Source organism: Nocardia sp. NPDC058666 (genome assembly GCF_042714895.1).
Classification (GTDB): Bacteria; Actinomycetota; Actinomycetes; order Mycobacteriales; family Mycobacteriaceae; genus Nocardia.
The window spans coordinates 467,358-485,040 of record NZ_JBHXRY010000001.1; the positions used below are offsets into that span (position 1 = coordinate 467,358).

General features: G+C 67.6%; 19 protein-coding genes. 13 read left to right on the forward strand and 6 right to left on the reverse strand.

Annotation, left to right across the window (positions count from 1 at the left end):
- The first annotated feature begins 47 nt into the window (after nt 1-47).
- The 3 genes from ACFWVD_RS02085 to ACFWVD_RS02095 are packed head-to-tail and all read left to right on the forward strand — an operon-like array spanning nt 48 to nt 2,121.
- Nucleotides 48-983, forward strand: coding sequence for an HpcH/HpaI aldolase/citrate lyase family protein (locus ACFWVD_RS02085; RefSeq protein ID WP_379240061.1), 936 nt, complete (start codon nt 48-50; stop codon nt 981-983).
- A 57-nt stretch (nt 984-1,040) separates the two neighbouring features.
- A complete protein-coding gene (locus tag ACFWVD_RS02090; RefSeq protein WP_378609102.1) occupies nt 1,041-1,535 on the forward strand; it encodes a general stress protein in 495 nt (164 codons plus the stop codon).
- Between the two features lie 4 nt (nt 1,536-1,539).
- Complete coding sequence (locus ACFWVD_RS02095) at nt 1,540-2,121, forward strand: suppressor of fused domain protein (RefSeq protein ID WP_379240062.1); 582 nt, start codon at nt 1,540-1,542, stop codon at nt 2,119-2,121.
- Here the strand turns inward: ACFWVD_RS02095 and ACFWVD_RS02100 are convergent.
- A complete protein-coding gene (locus ACFWVD_RS02100; protein ID WP_379240944.1) occupies nt 2,118-3,185 on the reverse strand; it encodes a magnesium and cobalt transport protein CorA in 1,068 nt (355 codons plus the stop codon). The two genes, ACFWVD_RS02095 and ACFWVD_RS02100, sit on opposite strands and share 4 nt — an antisense overlap.
- A 95-nt stretch (nt 3,186-3,280) precedes the next feature.
- Here ACFWVD_RS02100 and ACFWVD_RS02105 point away from each other — a divergent pair, with 95 nt between their 5' ends.
- The 5 genes from ACFWVD_RS02105 to ACFWVD_RS02125 all read left to right on the forward strand — a co-directional run bounded on the left by ACFWVD_RS02105 (nt 3,281) and on the right by ACFWVD_RS02125 (nt 7,892).
- Nucleotides 3,281-4,135: a PHP domain-containing protein gene (locus tag ACFWVD_RS02105; protein WP_379240063.1), complete on the forward strand. Its 855-nt coding sequence runs from the start codon at nt 3,281-3,283 to the stop codon at nt 4,133-4,135.
- Complete coding sequence (locus ACFWVD_RS02110) at nt 4,132-4,398, forward strand: hypothetical protein (RefSeq protein ID WP_379240064.1); 267 nt, start codon at nt 4,132-4,134, stop codon at nt 4,396-4,398. The genes ACFWVD_RS02105 and ACFWVD_RS02110 overlap by 4 nt, the downstream gene beginning before the upstream one ends.
- A 51-nt stretch (nt 4,399-4,449) precedes the next feature.
- Entirely contained in the window at nt 4,450-6,000 is a 1,551-nt protein-coding gene (locus tag ACFWVD_RS02115; RefSeq protein ID WP_379240065.1) for an FAD-binding protein, read from the forward strand.
- Nucleotides 6,001-6,390: 390 nt separating this feature from the next.
- The gene (locus ACFWVD_RS02120; protein ID WP_379240066.1) at nt 6,391-7,611 is read left to right on the forward strand and encodes an NADP-dependent malic enzyme; all 1,221 of its coding nucleotides are present in this window, start codon (nt 6,391-6,393) and stop codon (nt 7,609-7,611) included.
- A gap of 71 nt (nt 7,612-7,682) precedes the next feature.
- Nucleotides 7,683-7,892 carry a hypothetical protein gene (locus ACFWVD_RS02125; protein WP_379240067.1) on the forward strand — a complete coding sequence of 70 codons (210 nt, stop codon included), beginning with the start codon at nt 7,683-7,685 and terminating at the stop codon, nt 7,890-7,892.
- Between the two features lie 54 nt (nt 7,893-7,946).
- On the opposite strand, the gene ACFWVD_RS02130 is transcribed toward ACFWVD_RS02125, so the two are convergent.
- The 4 genes from ACFWVD_RS02130 to ACFWVD_RS02145 all read right to left on the reverse strand — a co-directional run bounded on the left by ACFWVD_RS02130 (nt 7,947) and on the right by ACFWVD_RS02145 (nt 11,427).
- Nucleotides 7,947-8,654: an ABC transporter permease gene (locus tag ACFWVD_RS02130; RefSeq protein ID WP_379240068.1), complete on the reverse strand. Its 708-nt coding sequence runs from the start codon at nt 8,652-8,654 to the stop codon at nt 7,947-7,949.
- Entirely contained in the window at nt 8,651-9,310 is a 660-nt protein-coding gene (locus ACFWVD_RS02135; protein ID WP_379240070.1) for an ABC transporter permease, read from the reverse strand. Before ACFWVD_RS02135 ends, ACFWVD_RS02130 begins: the two co-directional genes overlap by 4 nt.
- On the reverse strand, nt 9,307-10,455 hold the full coding sequence (locus ACFWVD_RS02140) for an ABC transporter ATP-binding protein (protein WP_379240071.1): 1,149 nt from the start codon (nt 10,453-10,455) through the stop codon (nt 9,307-9,309). Before ACFWVD_RS02140 ends, ACFWVD_RS02135 begins: the two co-directional genes overlap by 4 nt.
- An 87-nt stretch (nt 10,456-10,542) precedes the next feature.
- Entirely contained in the window at nt 10,543-11,427 is an 885-nt protein-coding gene (locus tag ACFWVD_RS02145; RefSeq protein WP_379240945.1) for an ABC transporter substrate-binding protein, read from the reverse strand.
- A gap of 247 nt (nt 11,428-11,674) precedes the next feature.
- On the opposite strand from ACFWVD_RS02145, the gene ACFWVD_RS02150 reads away from it, so the two are divergent.
- The 4 genes from ACFWVD_RS02150 to ACFWVD_RS02165 all read left to right on the forward strand — a co-directional run bounded on the left by ACFWVD_RS02150 (nt 11,675) and on the right by ACFWVD_RS02165 (nt 15,229).
- Nucleotides 11,675-12,256: a hypothetical protein gene (locus ACFWVD_RS02150; protein ID WP_379240072.1), complete on the forward strand. Its 582-nt coding sequence runs from the start codon at nt 11,675-11,677 to the stop codon at nt 12,254-12,256.
- A gap of 79 nt (nt 12,257-12,335) precedes the next feature.
- The gene (locus ACFWVD_RS02155; protein ID WP_379240073.1) at nt 12,336-12,830 is read left to right on the forward strand and encodes a GNAT family N-acetyltransferase; all 495 of its coding nucleotides are present in this window, start codon (nt 12,336-12,338) and stop codon (nt 12,828-12,830) included.
- Nucleotides 12,831-13,028: 198 nt separating this feature from the next.
- Complete coding sequence (locus tag ACFWVD_RS02160; RefSeq protein ID WP_379240075.1) at nt 13,029-13,706, forward strand: PadR family transcriptional regulator; 678 nt, start codon at nt 13,029-13,031, stop codon at nt 13,704-13,706.
- A 26-nt stretch (nt 13,707-13,732) separates the two neighbouring features.
- On the forward strand, nt 13,733-15,229 hold the full coding sequence (locus ACFWVD_RS02165) for a DHA2 family efflux MFS transporter permease subunit (protein ID WP_379240076.1): 1,497 nt from the start codon (nt 13,733-13,735) through the stop codon (nt 15,227-15,229).
- A gap of 69 nt (nt 15,230-15,298) precedes the next feature.
- Here ACFWVD_RS02165 and ACFWVD_RS02170 read toward each other — a convergent pair whose 3' ends face one another.
- On the reverse strand, nt 15,299-16,840 hold the full coding sequence (locus tag ACFWVD_RS02170; RefSeq protein ID WP_379240077.1) for a molybdopterin-dependent oxidoreductase: 1,542 nt from the start codon (nt 16,838-16,840) through the stop codon (nt 15,299-15,301).
- Nucleotides 16,841-16,954: 114 nt separating this feature from the next.
- On the opposite strand from ACFWVD_RS02170, the gene ACFWVD_RS02175 reads away from it, so the two are divergent.
- Entirely contained in the window at nt 16,955-17,662 is a 708-nt protein-coding gene (locus ACFWVD_RS02175) for a cutinase family protein (protein ID WP_379240078.1), read from the forward strand.
- The last annotated feature ends 21 nt before the right edge of the window (nt 17,663-17,683 follow it).

The window sequence follows — 17,683 nt, forward strand, 5'->3', positions numbered from 1 at the left end:
GATCACCAGGCTATCGGTCGGAACCGGCCGCACCAGTCAAGGAGTCGTTGTTGTCGAAGCCACGCCGATCGGTGCTCGCCGTGCCGGGCAGCAATCCGAAGATGATCGCCAAGGCGAAGACCCTGCCCGTGGACGAGGTGTTCCTCGATCTCGAGGACGCGGTGGCGCCCGGTGCCAAGGCCGCGGCGCGCGCGAACATCGTGGCCGCGCTCAACGAACCGGGCTGGGGTTCGCAGCTGCGGGTGGTGCGGGTCAACGACTGGTCCACCGAGTGGACCTACGCCGATGTGATCAGCGTGGTCGAGGGCGCGGGTCGCTGGTTGGAAGCGATCCTGTTGCCCAAGGTCACCGACGCCGGTCAGGTGCAAGCCCTTGACCTGCTGCTGACCCAGTTGGAGAAGGCCTCCGGCCTCGAGGTCGGCCGGATCGGCATCGAACCGCAGATCGAGAACGCGCTGGGCCTGCGCAATATCGACGCGATCGCCACCGCGAGCCCGCGCGTGCAGGCGCTGGTGTTCGGGCCCGCCGATTTCATGGCCAGTATCAACATGCGCACGCTGGTGGTCGGCGAGCAGCCCGAAGGCTATGACGTCGGCGATGCCTACCACCACATCCTGATGACGATCCTGCTCACCGCCCGCGCGCACGGCCTGCAGGCCATCGACGGCCCCTACCTGCAGATTCGCGATGTCGACGGTTTCCGCCGGGCCGCAGGCCGCACCGCGGCACTGGGTTTCGACGGCAAATGGGTGCTGCACCCCGGCCAGGTCGACGCCTGCAATGAGATCTTCAGCCCGCGCCAGGCCGACTACGACCGCGCCGAGTTGATCTTGGAGACCTACGCCTTCCACACCTCCGAGGCGGGCGGCGCGCGTGGTGCGGTGATGCTGGGAGATGAGATGATCGACGAGGCCAGCGCCAAAATGGCCCAGGTTATCGCCGACAAGGGCCGAGCAGCCGGGATGACGAGAACATCCGCATGATCGGGGCCGAGACGTTTCACTTCGGCACTGTCGGCCGACGAATAGCAGAATAGGACTATGACGAATCCCTTGGGCAACTCGAATCGCGGGCGGCAGGCGTTGCCGACGCCGCCGTCGGGCTGGCCGGTCGGCTCGTATCCGACCTACGCCGAGGCGCAGCGCGCGGTGGACTACCTGGCCGACGGGCAGTTCCCGGTGCAGGACGTGACCATCGTCGGTGTCGATCTGATGCAGGTCGAGCGGGTGCTGTACCGGCTTACGTGGGGCAAGGTCATCGGCGGCGGCGTGGTGTCGGGCGCGTGGTTGGGCCTGTTCCTGGGTCTGCTGCTGAGCCTGTTCACCACCACCGGCGGCGCGATCGGCCCGCTGGTCGTGGGTCTGCTGGGCGGCATCGTGTTCGGCGTGATCACCACCTCGATTCCCTACGCGGCCACCAAGGGTCAGCGCGACTTCGCCTCGACCATGCAGTTGGTCGCGGGCCGCTACGACGTGCTGTGCGACCCGAAGTCTGCCGAACGCGCCCGCGACTCGCTGGCTCGATTGGCCCTGTAGCGCAATGGATGTGGAGAACACGGTCCGCGCCGCGGTGCTGGACCACTTCGAACTCGAACGCGCACAGGTCGATTCGGCCTCGCTGACCTTCCTCGGCCTGGAACCCATTGAGATCCTGCGTATTCCGGGCGACGGTGCGGTGCACTACGCGACGCTGGGCGGCTCACGTCATCCGATGGGCGACCCCTCCGATCTGCTGGCAGACCCGGTGCGCGGGCCACGCGCGGAACTGGTGCTGACCCTGCTGATGGGCGCGGACCCGCAGGTCGGGATCGCCAAATCGCTGGGCATCCTGATCGCCTCGCCGTCGGTGGAAGGTGTTGTGCTGCAAGCCGATGCGCTGATCGACCTCGGAGAACCGTTGTGGCGCAACGCGAAATTCTCCGCGGTGGTGCTGGGCGACAGCGACATCGCGCCGATCCCCCTGCCCGACCCCGCCGATCCGGTGCGCTACCTCAGTGTCACCCCGGTGACCGCCACCGAGGCCGCCTGGGTGCGCCTGCGCGGTGCGCAAGCCCTACGCGACGCCTGGGCCGAGGCCGGCATCGACGTGCGCGATCCCGAACGCGGTGCGGTGAGTCTCTAGAGCCACCCGTTACGCCGGAAACTGCGGTAGAGGAACAGGCAGATCACCACCATGGTCCCCAGCACCGCGGGATAACCCCACACTTGGTGCAGTTCCCACATGTGGTCGAAGTTCATGCCGTAGATACCGGCGATCGCCGTGGGTACCGCCGCCATCGCCGCCCAGGCCGAGATCTTGCGCATGTCGGTGTTCTGCTGAACGCTGATCTTGGCCAGCGCCGCGTTGACCAGCCCACTGAGCGCCTCGTCGAAGTACGAGATGTGGTCGGACACGCTGGTGTGATGGTCGGCGACATCGCGCATGTACCGGCGGATCTCCGTCGGAATCGGTAGATCGGGGTCGGTGGTCAGCTTCGCCAGCGGAATCGCCAGCGGCGACACCGCGCTGCGCAGTTGCACGACTTCGCGTTTGAGCTGGTAGATCGACCCGAGGCCGACTTTGGAGGTGGGGGTGAACACCTCCTCCTCCATCTCGTCGATATCGCCGCCGATGAACTCGGTGACCTCGACATAGGTGTCGACCACGTGGTCGGCCACCGCGTGCAGCACCGAGGTCGGGCCGAGTTCGAGCTGGTCGGGGTGCCTTTCCAGCTTGTGGCGCACGCTGGACAGATGGGTGTGTTCCCCGTGGCGCACGGTGATGGCGAACTTCGGTCCGGTGAACACCATGATGTCGCCGGTCTCGACGATCTCGCTGATCGAGTCGATGTCGTGGTCGATATAGCAGACCGTGCGCATCACCAGGAACAGCATGTCGCCGTAGCGTTCGAGCTTGGGACGCTGGCGGCCCTCCACCGCGTCCTCCACCGCCAGCGGGTGCAGTTCGAAGGTCGAGGCGATGTCGTTCATCTGGGTGCTGTCGGGGTCGTGCAGGCCGATCCACACGAAGCCCGAATCGGACTTGCTCGCCTCGATTTTGGCCTGTTGCGGCGTGAAATGGCCCGGTACGCGCTTGCCGTCGACGTACACCCCGCAGTCCACGATCGCCCGCGCGGTCGGCACGGGCACGGGCACGGTCGCGGGCGCGGCCTTCGCCTTGCGGCGTGGCCCGTGGAACGACGACATCGGCGAGAGTGAGGGCACCAGCCCGACCCTACGGGCAGGCACCGACCATGCCCAGGAACGCGCGGGAGCTGAGACCGCACTGTAAGACTGAGGGGGTGCGCATCGACTTGCATACCCATTCCACCGCCTCCGACGGCACCGACACCCCCGCCCAGCTGGTGCGCCATGCCGCCGCGGCCGGTCTCGACGTCGTCGCGATCACCGACCACGACACCACCGGCGGCTGGGCCGAGGCCGAAGCTGCGCGCCCGCCCGGTCTCACGCTGGTGCGTGGCATGGAGATGTCGTGCACGGGCATGGGCGAGGACGGCTTTCCGGTTCCGGTGCACCTGCTGGCGTACCTGTTCGACCCCACCGACCGCGGCTTCGCGCAGGAACGTGAGCGGTTGCGCGGCGAGCGCGTGGCCAGGGTGCGCGCGATGGCGGAGAAGATGGCCGCCGACGGGCTGCCGATCGACCCGGTCGAGGTGATGGCGACCGCGGGTCCGGCGGTGGGCAGGCCGCATCTGGGGCAGGCGTTGGTGGCAGCCGGGGTAGTCGAGAGTGTGAACGAGGCATTCGTCGATCTGCTGGCCCCGCACGGTCGGTACTACGCCGAGAAGGCGGACACCCCGCTGACCAGGGCCGTGCAGTTGATCGCCGACGCGGGCGGGGTCAGCGTGATCGCGCACGCCCGCGCCCGCAGACGCGGCAGACTGCTCGCGCTGGACGAGATCCGAAACCTGGCCTCGCTCGGTCTCACCGGCCTCGAGATCGACCACCCCGATCACAGCGACGCCGATCGTGGTGTGCTGGGCGACCTTTCGCGCGAACTGGGCCTGGTGCGAACGGGTTCCTCGGACTATCACGGCAGCAACAAGACGACCGCGATCGGCGCGTGCGGCACCGACCCCGATCAGTACGAAGCCCTGATCGACCAGGCGAGCGGAACACCGGTGATCGCCCCGTGACCCTGGTGCGCACCGTCAGCGGTGTGGTCGCGGGCGGGGTGGTGGTGCTGTTGTGCGTGGTGATCGGCGCGGCGGTGGTCGGGGGGAGCAGGAACTTTCCCGGACCGGGCGCGGAGTCGCTCGGCTGGCATTGCGTGGCCGCGGTGGTGGTGATCGTCGCGCAGGTCTTCGCCGATCGCAGGCGTGGAATGTCCGCTTTGTTGGGATCGGCCGTCGTCATGATCACGGCCGGTGTATTGCTTTGGACACAATGGTGGGGTTGACGGCCGCGTAGTGGTTGCGGTCGGGTGAACTGTGCCCGAACATTTCTCTTTGTGACCGGTATCGAAACGGATGTCCTGATCCTCGGCGGTGGACCCGCCGGGCTCTGGGCCGCCGTATCGGCCGCGGCCGCCGGTGCGCGCGTGGTGCTGGTGGACAAGAGTCGCTGCGGATCCAGCGGTCCCACCGTGTACGGCACGACCCTGCTGTGGGACCTCGCGCCCGGTCCGGACCGCGCCGACGCGGTCGACAGCGCGTTCACCGCGGGCGGCGGGCTGGGGGATCGGGCCTGGTTGCACCGCGTCGCCGACGAAGCCCACCGCCGCCTGCAGACCTGGTCGGGCACCCGACACCGCGTCCCCGACCGCGACGCCACCTGCGCGCGCTTCGACGGCGCGAGCTACCTGCGCAGACTTCGCCGCGGCGCCCTCGAGGCGGGCGTGCGCATCCTCGACCATCACCCGGCCCTGCAACTGCTCGTCGACCCGGCGGGCACGGTCGTGGGCGCGGCGGGCATCCAGCGCCACAACAAGTTTCGGCCGTGGACCATCAGGGCGGGCGCGGTCGTGATCGCCACCGGTGGGTGCGCGTTCCTGTCCGGCGGCGCGGGCACCGAGGTGAACACCGGCGAGGGCCTGCTGATGGCCGTCGAGGCCGGTGCCGAACTGGCGGGCATGGAATTCTCCAGCGCCTACGGTCTGGCCCCGGTGTTGTCGCGAGTGCAGCCACACCCCGTCGTGGCACCCGGCCTGTCGGTGCATTTCGCCGCGCTCTACGACGAAGCCGGCACCGAACTGTCGGGCCGGTACCCCGCGGCACTGACCGCGATCGCCGACGGCAGAAGGGTTTTCGCGTCCCTGCACGAAGTGCCCGACACCGTCCGACACTGGCTGAGCAGGCACGGCGCGATCGACGCCGCGGGCCGGTTGCCCGTGCGCGCGGTCTTGGAGGGCACCATCCGCGGCGCGGGCGGACTGGCACTGGCCGATCGCGCCTGCGCGACCAGCGTGCGCGGGCTGTTCGCCGCGGGCGACGCCGCCGGACGCGAGGTCGTGGCCGGGGCAGCGGGCCGAATCGGCGGCTTGCGCGGGGCGTGGGCGCTGGCGTCGGGCAGCTGGGCCGGTGCGGGCGCGGCCGCGTTCGCCCGTGCCACCGACCGCACCGCGTTCGCCCGCGCTGTCCCCGGCGCGGGGCTGGGCCCACACGCCCACATCGACCCGCGTTCGGTGATCGGCCTGGTCCAGGAGCACACCCTGCCGCTGCGTCGCAGCTACCGGCGCAGCGCGGGCAGCCTGGCCGACAGCATCGCCGAACTCGACGCCATGTGGCCAGGCGCCCAATTCGAACTGGGCGGCATCGGCGCCGGGCAGGTGCGGGCCAGGCAGGCCGCGGCCCTGCTCGCGGTCGCGCGCTGGGCCGGGTACAGCGCGCTCGAACGCACCGAGAGCCGCGGCATCCACCGTCGCATCGACCATCCCGACGCGCGTTCGGACTGGCGGGTGCGATCGCGCTGTGGTGGCCTGGACGACGTGTGGGTGCGCCGCGAACAGGCCCCGCAGCCGAGCGACGGCGAGCTCACCGCGGGCACCCCCGCCGCGGTATGACTGTTCACCGGATGTTCGGCCCCAACTGCGAGTTTTCGCTAACGCCACCGCAATTGCGCGGGTTTACCCTCGACGGATGACGCGGTTTGGCAACACCTACGCCGTGCTGGCAGAATGTTGCAGATTCCCTTCCCTTGCCACCGCCGGGATCGGGGACCTTGGAGACCTTCCGTTTCGCGACGCACCTTCGCGGACAGGGCCGACCCGTTTTGCTCGCCCGGACACACCCGTTCGGTTCCGCTGCACGGATCAGTGCCGCGCCATGCGTACCGGTTCCTACCGGGCAACGCGTGCGACCGCGCACCCGCGCAGTGTCCTAAAAACCTCAGTTCCGATATACCCGGCGGTAACCGTCCCCCGGTTGAGCCCGACTCGAGCAGGAGTGAAATCGTGTCACCTGTGACTGACGCACCGAATGCCACCGCGGCGCCCAAGGCCGATGACGCAGCGAGCCTCGCTGCCATCACCGATGACGAGATCTTCGCGGGTCACCTCGGCGGCAAGCTGTCGGTCGAGCTGGCCGCGCCGCTCGAGACCCAGCGCGATCTGTCCATCGCCTACACCCCCGGTGTCGCCCAGGTCAGCCGCGCGATCGCCGAGGATCCCGCGCTCACCAAGCGCTACACCTGGACCGACCGTCTCGTGGTCGTGGTCAGCGACGGCACCGCCGTGCTGGGCCTGGGCGACATCGGCCCGCGCGCCTCGCTGCCGGTGATGGAGGGCAAGGCCGCGCTGTTCAAGAAGTTCGCCGGCCTGAACTCGATCCCGCTGGTGCTGGACACCACCGACCCCGACGAGATCGTCCAGACCCTGATCCACCTGCGCCCCAGCTTCGGCGCGGTGAACCTGGAAGACATCTCCGCCCCCCGCTGCTTCGAAATCGAACGCCGCGTCATCGAGGCGCTCGATTGCCCGGTCATGCACGACGACCAGCACGGCACCGCCATCGTGGTGCTGGCCGCCCTCAAGGGCGCGGCCGCGGTGCAGGGCCGTGACATGTCCGCGCTCAAGGTGGTCGTGTCCGGTGCCGGTGCGGCCGGTGTGGCCTGCTCGAACATCCTGCTCGCCGCCGGTATCCCGGACGTGGTCGTGCTCGACTCGAAGGGCATCGTCAGCACGGGTCGCGACGGCCTCAACGGTGTCAAGGCCGACCTGGCCGCCCGTTCCAACCCGCGCGGCCTGACCGGTGGCCCCGCCGACGCGCTGGCCGGTGCCGACGTGTTCCTGGGCCTGTCCGCGGGCAAGATCCCCGAGGAGCTCATCGCCTCGATGGCCCCCGAGGCGATCGTGTTCGCGATGTCCAACCCGGACCCGGAGATCCACCCCGACGTGGCCGCCAAGTACGTGGCCATCGTGGCCACGGGTCGCAGCGACTTCCCGAACCAGATCAACAACGTGCTCGCGTTCCCCGGTGTGTTCAAGGGTGCCCTGGATGCCGGCGCCCGCCGCATCACCGAGGGCATGAAGGTCGCCGCCGCGAACGCGATCTTCGGTGTGGTCGCCGACGAGCTCGCGGTCGACAAGATCATCCCGAGCCCCCTCGACCCGCGTGTTGCTCCGGCTGTGGCCGAGGCCGTCGCGGAAGCGGCGCGCGCCGAGGGCGTCGCCTAGTTTCTCCGTCGACAGCGCCCTCGCTCCCACCGGAGCGGGGGCGCTGTCTTGTTGTCTGGGATCATCGGATGATGACCACGATCACCGTGCAGCTACCCGACGAGGTCTACGAACAGCTGGCAGCCGGGGCCGAGGCCGACGGTGTGTCGGTGAATGTGGCGATGGTGCTGGCCGCCCAGGAATGGATCCACGCGCAAGCCCAGCGTTCGCTCGGTCGCGCCAGGATGCAGGAGGTGCTGGCCGACGACCCGCACCTGCGCGCACTTCTCGGCGACGACTGACGCTGCGGGACCGGCGAAATCGTACAATCGGGCCTCGAAAAATCAGTTTTCTGATTATTTCGTCGCGTTTTGTACGATTACGCCGGTGTCCGCCGGTCGCGTGACCCGGCCGGACCCTGGCGCGCTGGCCCACACCGCCACCGCGAGCAGCCCGTCGAGTACCAACGCCAGGATCGCGACCAACAGCGCGCCGACCAACACCAGGTCGTACCGGTACAGGCCGATCCCGTCGAAGATGTACCGACCCAGCCCGCCGAGGTTCACGTACGCCGCGATCGTCGCGGTGGCCACGACTTGCAAAGTGGCACTGCGTAACCCGCCCAGCAGCACCGGCATCGCATTGGGCACCTCGACCCGGAACAGGATCTGACTCTCCGTCATCCCCATCGCCCGCGAGGCGTCCACGACCTCGGCGGGCACGTTCGCGATCCCGGCATAGGCGCCCGCCAGCAGCGGTGGGATGCCGACGGTGATCAACGCCAGCAGCGGCGGAATCAACCCCAGGCCGAGTCCGAGCACCAGAAACGTCAGCAGACCCAATGTCGGCAGCGCCCGCATGGCATTGGCGAACCCGACCATCACCGCGCTGCCGCGCCGCGTGTGCCCGATGAGCAGACCCAACGGCACCGCGACCACCGCCGACAACGCCACCGCGAGGAAGCTGTACCAAAGATGTTGCAGCAGGCGGTGTTCGATCCCGGTGGGTCCGCCCCAGTTCGCACCGTCGCTGAGGTAGTTCCAGGCTTCGAGGAACAGGTTCACGAGCGTGCCCCTTTCGCGCGGGCGTCCGCACGGGTCCACGGGGTGGCGAGTTTGCCGAGCAGGAACACCAGCCGATCGAAGATCAGCGCCAGCACCAGCGTGACGATGATCCCCGCGATGATCTGGTCGGGGTAGTCACGTTGGTAGCCCTGCGTGAACAGTTTGCCCAGCCCGCCGACCCCGATCAGCGCACCGACCGACACCATCGCGATATTGGTGACCACCACTACGCGCAGCGAGGCGGTGAAAACCGGTAGCGCCAAAGGCATATCGACGGTGACAGTTCGTCTCAGCCTGCCGAACCCGATCGCATCGGCGGCATCGATCACGCTGACGGGCACGGTATCCAGCGCTGTCGGCACCGCGATCAACAGCAGCGCAGTCGAATACACGGTGAGTGCGATGATCACATTGAGTGGGTCGATCATCGAGATGCCGATCATCGGGGGAATGATCACGAACAGCGCGAGCGAGGGAATCGTGTAGGCCAGGCTCGACACCGTCGTGGTAATCCTTCTGGCCCAACGATTTCCGCGCACCAACGCACCCACCGGAATCGCGATCACCAACCCCAGCAGTAATGGAACCAGCGCCAATATCAGGTGGGTGCGGGTGATCGTCATGATGTCGGCGAAGTTGTCGATCAGGTACCTCACGGCGCGCCCTGGATGAAGAACTCCCGGTTGCGCTCGGTATCTTCGGCGGTCCGCTGCTCGGCGAGCTGGGTCAGCACGTCGGTGGCGAGTAATCCGCCCCGTACCGCTCCTGCTTCGTCGACGGCGACGCCGACGCCCGAGGGGGAGGAGATGGCCGCGTCCAAGGCCTGGCGCAGGTCGCCATCCGGGGTGAACAGCGAGCCACCGGCAGAAACGCTGGCGTCCAAGGGTTTTCCTGCGCGCACGCCCTCCACGCCGGTCACGTCGATCCAGCCGCCAGGCTTCCCGTCGCCATCGACAATGAGCGCCCATTCACCCTGTGTGAGTCGCAATCCCGGAATGTCCCCGGCTTCAACCGTCCGAATCGGCGCCAGCACAACAGCATCCGCGTTGCGAAACGACAGTCCCCGATAGCCGCGATCCCTGCCGACGAACCCGGCAACGAAATCCGTTGCGGGCTGGGCCAATACACGCTCAGGTGTGTCGTACTGCTGCAGCACCCCACCGCGACCGAACACCGCGATCTTGTCGCCGAGCGTGATCGCCTCGTCGATATCGTGCGTCACGAACACAATCGTTTTGTGCAGTTCCGCCTGCAGTCGCTGCATCTCCGACTGCAACTCTGCCCGCACCACCGGGTCGACCGCACTGAACGGCTCGTCCATCAACAGCACCGGCGGATCTGCGGCCAACGCCCGCGCCACCCCCACTCGTTGCTGCTGCCCGCCCGACAGTTGCGCCGGATACCGGTCCCCCAGACTGCGATCCAGCCCAACCCGGTCCATCACCTCGAGCGCCGCGGCCCGCGCGGCCTTGCGCGTCTGCCCCAGCAGCACCGGCACGGTCGCCACATTGTCGATCACCTTGCGGTTGGGCAGCAGCCCGCCGCTCTGGATCACGTAGCCGATGCCCAGGCGCAGTTTCACCGGGTCCACGGTCGCGATGTCGCGGCCGTCGATGGTGATGGTGCCCGCGGTGGGGTCGACCATCCGGTTGATCATGCGCATCGACGTGGTCTTGCCGCACCCCGACGGGCCCACGAAGACGGTGAACGAACCCGATTCGATATTCAGATTCAGGTCGCGTACCGCGTGCGTGCCGTTCGGATAGGTCTTGTCGATCCCGCGGAATTCGATGTCGGACAACGGTTACTCCTAACGGCGCGAGTACGCCTCGAGGACGCTGTTGGCTGCGCCATCCGAAGACGCGCATGGCGCTGCGAAGGCGTACGCCTAGCCGATGGGGGAGTTCAAACCCTGTGCGGTGATCCAGGCCAGTGCCGCGGCTTTCGGTTCGATCTTGCTGTCACCGGAGACCGCGGTGTTGAGCGAAATGAGTTCGGCGGTGGTCAGTTTCGCCGATACCGCGTCCAATACCGCGACGGCTTTGTCGGTCTTCTTCGCGGAATTGAACAGTGGCACCACATTCTGTGCCGCGAAATTGTGTTTCGGATCGGCGAGCACGACCAGGTTGTTCTGTGCGATCGCCTGCGAGGTGGTGAAGATATCGGCCGCGTTCACCTGTCCGTCGACCAGTGCGCGCACCGTCGCGGGTCCGCCGCCGTCGGCGATCGGCACGAAATTGCCCGCGCTGATATCGAGGCCGTAGATCTTCTTCAAACCGGGCAGCCCGCCCGGTCGCTCCGCGAATTCGGCCATCGCGGCGAATTTCACCTCCGCAGAATGCGGTGCCAGGTCCTCGATCGAGGTCAGGCTCCACTTGTCGGCGGTGGCGCGGGTGACGACCACGGCGTCGGAATCCTCGCCGGGGGCGGGCGTAGCGATGGCCAGGTCCTCGCCCAGCGCCTTGGTCAACGCCGCGTTCACCTCGGGGGCGGCGGTGGCGGTGGCGTCTTTGTCGAGGTATTGCAGCAGGTTGCCGGTGTATTCCGGGATCAGCGAGATCGCGCATTGGCGCAGCGCCGGAATGTAGGCCTCGCGGCTGCCGATATCGAACTTCGTGTCGACCTTGAAGCCGTTGATCCGCAGCACTTCGGTGTAGATGTTGGCCACGGTCTCGGATTCGGGGAAATTGGCCGACCCGACGATCAACGCGTCACTGGTGCAATCTCCCTTGGCGGCAAGCGGATCGGAGTTGCCGCAGGCGGACACGATCATGGCGGCGGCCAGTGCGACCGCCGCGGCGAGCACCCGGCCCGCCCGCACGGCGAGGCGGCGTGCCGGTCGACGTTGTCGGGATGACGAGCAGGCGTTGGCGGTTTTCACTGGTGTCCTTCCGGCAAAGGCGGGCAGTGCGCTGTGCGTGCGACGCGGGGGCCACAGGTACATTCTGATTGTTCATACTGCCCGCCGTCGGGCCGAATTGCGCGGGTTGACGGCAAATACGGAAAGTTGGTGTCGCCGGATGCTGTCGGCCGTAGCGCGCAGAACCGCCACCGTCATCCTTGCCGCCACCTGCGTTTTCACCACCGTTTCCTGCACTTCCGATCAGGCACCCACGGTGGTCGCGGTAGGCGCGGATTCCTCCACGGAATCAGTTCTACTCGCGCAGATCTATTCCCAAGCGCTGGCCCGAACCGGCACCTCCACGACCGTGATCACCGGATTGCCCACGCCGCTGGCCGATCTCGACGCAGGCACCATCGCGGTCCTACCCGCCCGCAACGGCGCCCTCCTCGACCGCTGGAACCCCACCTCACCCGCCCGCAAACCCGACGAGGTCACCACGGCGGTCAATGCCGCCCTCCCACAAGGCCTTTCGGTAACAGACGCAGCAGACGGCACCAGCCCCACCAACACCCCCCGCGCCGAAAACATCCTCGCCGTCTACCGCTCCGGCATCTTCAACCGCCAACAGCTCAAAAAACTCAACTACGTAGCAGGCGAACTGACCACCGAAGCCCTGACCGAGTCGCTCCACCAGATCAACACCGGCACCACCCCCGCCGACGCCGCCCGCACCTGGCTGGACGCCCACGCCCTCTGAGAGTTCCGTGCGGAGCCAGCGATTCCGAATGGCCTTGTGCGGCAACCCACAACGTCGAAAGGCGGGAGGCATCGATCCCATGAACGCTCGCACCCCCTGGGCTATCCATCCCGCCGACCCACATTCCCCCGCGGCCGCCGCCCTGCTCCGTCACTACCTGGCCGAGATGATCACCCGCTACTACGCCCGCCCCACCGACGACGCGGAAATCGACCACCACCTCGCCACCGGCCACCACAGCAACGACCTGACCCCACCCACCGGCCTGCTGCTGCTGGCCCACCGAGACGAACACCCCGTCGGCTGCGCAGGCATCCGCCGCCTGACCTCCCACACCTGGGAACTGACCCGCATGTACGTCCACCCCCGAGCCCGCGGCACAGGCCTGTCCACCGCCCTACTCCACACAGCCGAAACCACCGCCCACCACCTGGGCGCCCACACAATCCGCCTCAACACCCGCAAAGACCTCCTCGAGGCCCGCGCCCTGTACGCGAGACACGGCTACACCGAAATCCCGCCCTACGGCGACGACCCCTTGGCGGATCACTGGTTCGAAAGGTCGCTGGTCTGATCGGACCTGAGCTGGACGGTTGATCACCAGGCGATCACGCAAACATCGCCCGAGAAGAAAAATCCACCAAGGCCTGGTGATCGGCTGTCCAGGTCGGGGCTCGGTGTGTCCGTGCGCCGAGGTGGGGGTGATCTTGCCAAGGGGGGTTTCGCTCCGTATATTCCTAGTGGAATATTTGGCGTGGAGTATGGAGGTCCTGTGGTGGCGCAGCCTGGGCGGAATGCGATGACGCCGTTGGCTATCGCTGTGCTGGCGTTGCTCGATGAGCGGCCTATGCATCCGTACGAGATGTATCAGCTGTTGATCGCTCGGCGGGAGGATCTGCTGGTCAAGGTGCGGCCGGGGTCGCTGTATCACGTGGTGGCGCGGTTGGCCGATGACGAGATGGTGGTGGCCGAGGGGATCGGGCGGGCGGGGAATCGGCCCGAGCGCACGACCTATCGGATTGCCGAGTCGGGGCGAAATGCGTTGCGGGGCAGGATCGCCGAGTTGTTGCGTGTGCCTGTGCAGGAGTATCCGATCTTCCGGTTGGCGTTGGCCCAGGCGCACACGCTGCCGCAGGAGCAGGTGGTGGCCTTGCTCGACGAGCGGGTGGAGCACCTGACGCGCGAGCAGGCCGACCTGGACGCGCTGCTGGACTGGACCCGCAACAGGGCCGTGCCGCGCCGCTATTTCGTTGTCCTGGAATACATTCGCGCCACCCTCCACGCCGAACTGACCTGGATCGCGGCCTTCGCCGCCGAGTTGGGCAGCGGCGCGGTGCCGTGGGAACAGTTCGACCCCGAGACCGGCGAACGCGTCCACGACGAGCACAAGCATCAATGGCCGGATCATCCCGATGCCGCGCCCAAGCCCCGCTGGGCTGCCCGCAGTTGACCCCTCCGCAGATGGGAACGAATTCGATGACCACCCAACGTAATCCGTGGCTGGCGCTGTTCGCGCTGGTGGTCGGGTTCTTCATGATCCTGCTGGACATGACGATCGTGGCGGTCGCCAACCCGGCGATCATGACCGAGCTGCACACCGACATCTCCAGCGTCATCTGGGTCACCAGCGCCTACCTGCTCACCTACGCGGTGCCGCTGCTGGTCACCGGCCGCCTCGGCGACAAATTCGGGCCGAAGAACATCTACCTGATCGGCCTCGCGGTGTTCACCGCCGCCTCGCTGTGGTGCGGACTGTCGGGCAGCATCGGCATGTTGATCGCCGCGCGCGCCGCCCAGGGCATCGGCGCCGCGCTGATGACACCGCAGACCATGGCCGTGATCACCCGCACCTTCGCGCCGGACAAGCGCGGCGCCGCGATGGGCCTGTGGGGTGGGGTGGCCGGGCTGGCGACGTTGATCGGCCCGATCATGGGCGGCGTGCTGGTGGACAACCTCGGCTGGGAATGGATCTTCATCGTCAACGTGCCGGTCGGCATCATCGCGTTCGGGCTGGCCGTGTGGTTGGTGCCGTCGCTGCCGACCAGCGACCACAAGTTCGACATCGTCGGCGTGGTCTTGAGCGGCATCGGCATGCTCGCGTTGGTTTTCGGTATCCAGGAAGGCAATTCGCAGGATTGGTCGCTGCGGATCTGGCTGCTGATCGGGTTCGGTGTGGTGATGCTGATCGTGTTCGTGATCAACCAGTCGCGCAACAAGGGTGAGCCGCTGGTGCCGCTGAGTCTGTTCCGCGACCGCAATTTCGCGCTGTCGAACCTGGCGATCGCCGCGATGGGCGCCGCGGTCACCTCGATGATGGTGCCGTCGTACTTCTACCTGCAGGCCGTGCGGGAGATGTCGCCGACCATGTCCGCGCTGATCTTCGCGCCGATGGCGATCATCACCGGGATCACCGCGCCGTTCATCGGCAAGGTCTCCGACCGCCTGCCCCCACGTCTGCTGCCGACCGTCGGTTTCGTGCTGTTCGCCGGTTCGGTGGCCTCGTTCGGCCTGCTCATGAGCCCGGATTCGTCGGTCGTATGGTTCCTGATCGCGGCCGGTGTCGGCGGCCTGGCCAGCTCCTGCATCTGGGCCCCGCTGGCCTCCACCGCCACCCACAACCTGCCGGTCGCCCAGGCCGGTGCGGGCGCGGGCATCTACAACACCACCCGCCAGGTCGGCGCGGTCCTGGGCAGCGCCGCGATCAGCGCGCTGATCGCCGCCCGCCTCACCGCCAACGGCCTGAGCGAAGGCGGACCCGTCGGCGAAGGCACCGCCACCGGTCCGCTGCCACCGCACGTTCTCGACGAATTCAGCACCTCGCTGGCCCAGTCGATGATCCTGCCGGCCGCGATCCTGGTGATCGGTATCGTCGCGTCGGCGTTGTTCGTCGGCCACGGAAAGTCCGGCGCGCGCAAGCCCGAGACGCAGGACGCCGATTCGGCCGGTGCGTATGTGGGTGGTAGACCGGCGTAATCGCCCACTTCGCACGATTTCGATCAGTTTTCTGACTGAACGGGCACGAAGTGGGCGATTACGCCGGTTTCAGCTCACCTGGATGGCGAGGGTGGGGTAGCCCGTCGCGCCGTCGGGGACGACGTCCTGGGAGACGGCAGTCTGGGGGCCGGCGGGGTCGAAGGCGCGGGCGCGCACGGTGTGTTGGCCGGGGGTGGCGTCCCAGTCGTAGGTCCACTGGCGCCAGGTGTCGATGGTGACCTCGGTGGACAGGCGGGCGGGCCGCCAGTCGCCGTTGTCGATCTGCACTTCGACGCCGGTGACGCCGCGATGCTGCGCCCAGGCGACACCGGCGATCACGGTGCGGCCCCGGGGAATTCGGCTGCGCGGCGTGTCGATGCGGGTGCCGGTTTTGATGGGGCCGTGCGCGGACCAGCCGCGGCGGGTCCAGTAGGCGGTGGCCTTGTCGAAACGGGTGACCTCGAGTTCGGTGACCCACTTGGTGGCGGACACGTAGCCGAACAGACCGGGCACGACCAACCGCGCCGGATAACCGTGCTGGATCGGGAGGGGTTCGCCGTTCATGCCGATGGCGAGCAGGGCGTCGCGCCCATCGGTGAGAACCGACAGCGGACTGCCCGCCGTCCAGCCGTCCTTGCTGTGGGACAGGACCATGTCGGCGTCGGGCAGCGGGCGCGCTTCGGCGAGCAGTTCGTCGAGGCGATAACCGAGCCAGCGGGCGTTGCCGATGAGGTCGCCGTTGATCGGATTGGAGACGCAGGCGAGGGTGACCAGGCGCTGAACCGGGGTGCGGCGCAGCAGGTCGTCCCAGGTGAGAGTGATTTCCTGTTCGACCATGCCGTGGATGCGCAGCGTCCAGGAGTCTGTGGACACCTGGGGAACGATCAGCGCGGTGTCGATGCGGTAGAAATCGCTGTTGGGGGTGATGTAGGAGGTGAGCCCGGGGACTCGCAGATCGGCGTCGGCCGGAAGGGTGGGTAACGGTGTTGCGGCCCTTGGCAATTCGACGGTTTCACGCTCGGCGGTCACGTCACGCCGGGCCCCGCCGAGTAAGCGCCCCGCGATCCCGGCCCCGATGGCCGACACCCCAGCCGCCGCGATCCCACCGAGCACCCGCCGTCGACCGGCCTTCGCGACGAGTGCCTCGCCGGGCCTGTCCGTGACGTCGGCAGCCGATTCCGACGGTGCGGATGCCACGTCGATCCGACGGGTCAGCCCACGCAACGCGAGAATGCCGGCAGCGGTACCGATCAGTGCGGGCAGCGCACCGGGGAATCCGCCGATTCGCCCGGCACCGATGACCGCCGCAATCGCCCCGAAAATCGCGAACGCGACAGATCCGACCGGCCGGGCTGTCCGCTCGAGTACCCCGGAGATGCCCGCGACGACAACCGCGACAACACCCATGCACGCGAACAACACAGCCTTGTCGCTGGTCCCGAAGGTCGAAATAGCCCACTCCCGAACGCCGTCGGGCGTGTGGTCGACGACCGTGGCCCCGATCGCGTACGCGGGCGCACTACCGGCCCCGGCGAACACCGCGACCAACTCCGCCACCCCGAGCACCACCGCGGCAGCCACAATCCCGGCCACCGCCCGCAAAACCACCATGAACCGAGCCTACGTCGCGATCAGGATGCCTTTCGGTCCGGTAGAACGGCCGGGCTTTCGGCGCGCCGGTGGCGAAGACGCTGGTGGGAGGGATCGGTCGGTATTCTGCGCGGCATGACAGCACGTTCTCTCAGCCGATTCGTGTCTGCAGTGTTCTTGGCAGCCGCGATTCCTCTGGTATCGCCCACTTCCTCTCTGGCCGCGCCCTGTTCGGATATCGAGGTGGTGTTCGCTCGTGGCACCGCTGAGCCGGGCGGGGGGCTCGGGCTCACCGGTACGTCGTTTGTCGAGGCGGTGCGGTTGAACGCCGGCGGGCGGTCGGTGGCCTCGTACGGGGTCGACTACCCGGCCAGCGGTGACTTCGCGGACCGACTTGCCTTCGCGCACACCGTGTTGCAGGGGATCAACGACGCACAGCGCAGGGTCGAGTACATCGCGACCACCTGCCCTGGTACGCGGATCATTCTCGGCGGGTACTCGCAGGGTGCTGCGGTGGCGGGGTTCGCCACCGATGGTGATGTGCCGGAAGGGGTTCCGGCGGAGTACCGGTCGTATCTGCCCGAGCCGATGGCGCCGGAGGTGGCCGAGCATGTCGCTGCGGTCGCGCTGTTCGGGAAGCCGTCGGATCGGTTCATGCGCGACGCGGAGGCGCCCCCGGTGACACTGGGCGCGGACTACACGGCCAAGACCATCGACCTGTGCATCCCCTCCGACAACATCTGCGACGGTTCCCCACTGGCCCAACCCAATGCGCTGCACACCCTCTACGGCATCAACGGAATGACCCTGACCGCAGCACAATTCGCACTGCAACGAGTGTAAAAAGCCGAAAGGCCGGTTGCG

Bases quoted from the DNA above. Each gene is read 5' to 3' on its own strand.
- ACFWVD_RS02095 (WP_379240062.1), top strand. From the start codon at position 1,540: ATGGATGTGGAGAACACGGTCCGCGCCGCGGTGCTGGACCACTTCGAA.
- ACFWVD_RS02145 (WP_379240945.1), bottom strand. From the start codon at position 11,427: ATGATCGTGTCCGCCTGCGGCAACTCCGATCCGCTTGCCGCCAAGGGA.
- ACFWVD_RS02100 (WP_379240944.1), bottom strand. From the start codon at position 3,185: ATGTCGTCGTTCCACGGGCCACGCCGCAAGGCGAAGGCCGCGCCCGCG.
- ACFWVD_RS02175 (WP_379240078.1), top strand. From the start codon at position 16,955: ATGACAGCACGTTCTCTCAGCCGATTCGTGTCTGCAGTGTTCTTGGCA.
- ACFWVD_RS02125 (WP_379240067.1), top strand. From the start codon at position 7,683: ATGACCACGATCACCGTGCAGCTACCCGACGAGGTCTACGAACAGCTG.
- ACFWVD_RS02150 (WP_379240072.1), top strand. From the start codon at position 11,675: ATGCTGTCGGCCGTAGCGCGCAGAACCGCCACCGTCATCCTTGCCGCC.
- ACFWVD_RS02165 (WP_379240076.1), top strand. From the start codon at position 13,733: ATGACCACCCAACGTAATCCGTGGCTGGCGCTGTTCGCGCTGGTGGTC.
- ACFWVD_RS02155 (WP_379240073.1), top strand. From the start codon at position 12,336: ATGAACGCTCGCACCCCCTGGGCTATCCATCCCGCCGACCCACATTCC.
- ACFWVD_RS02170 (WP_379240077.1), bottom strand. From the start codon at position 16,840: ATGGTGGTTTTGCGGGCGGTGGCCGGGATTGTGGCTGCCGCGGTGGTG.
- ACFWVD_RS02090 (WP_378609102.1), top strand. From the start codon at position 1,041: ATGACGAATCCCTTGGGCAACTCGAATCGCGGGCGGCAGGCGTTGCCG.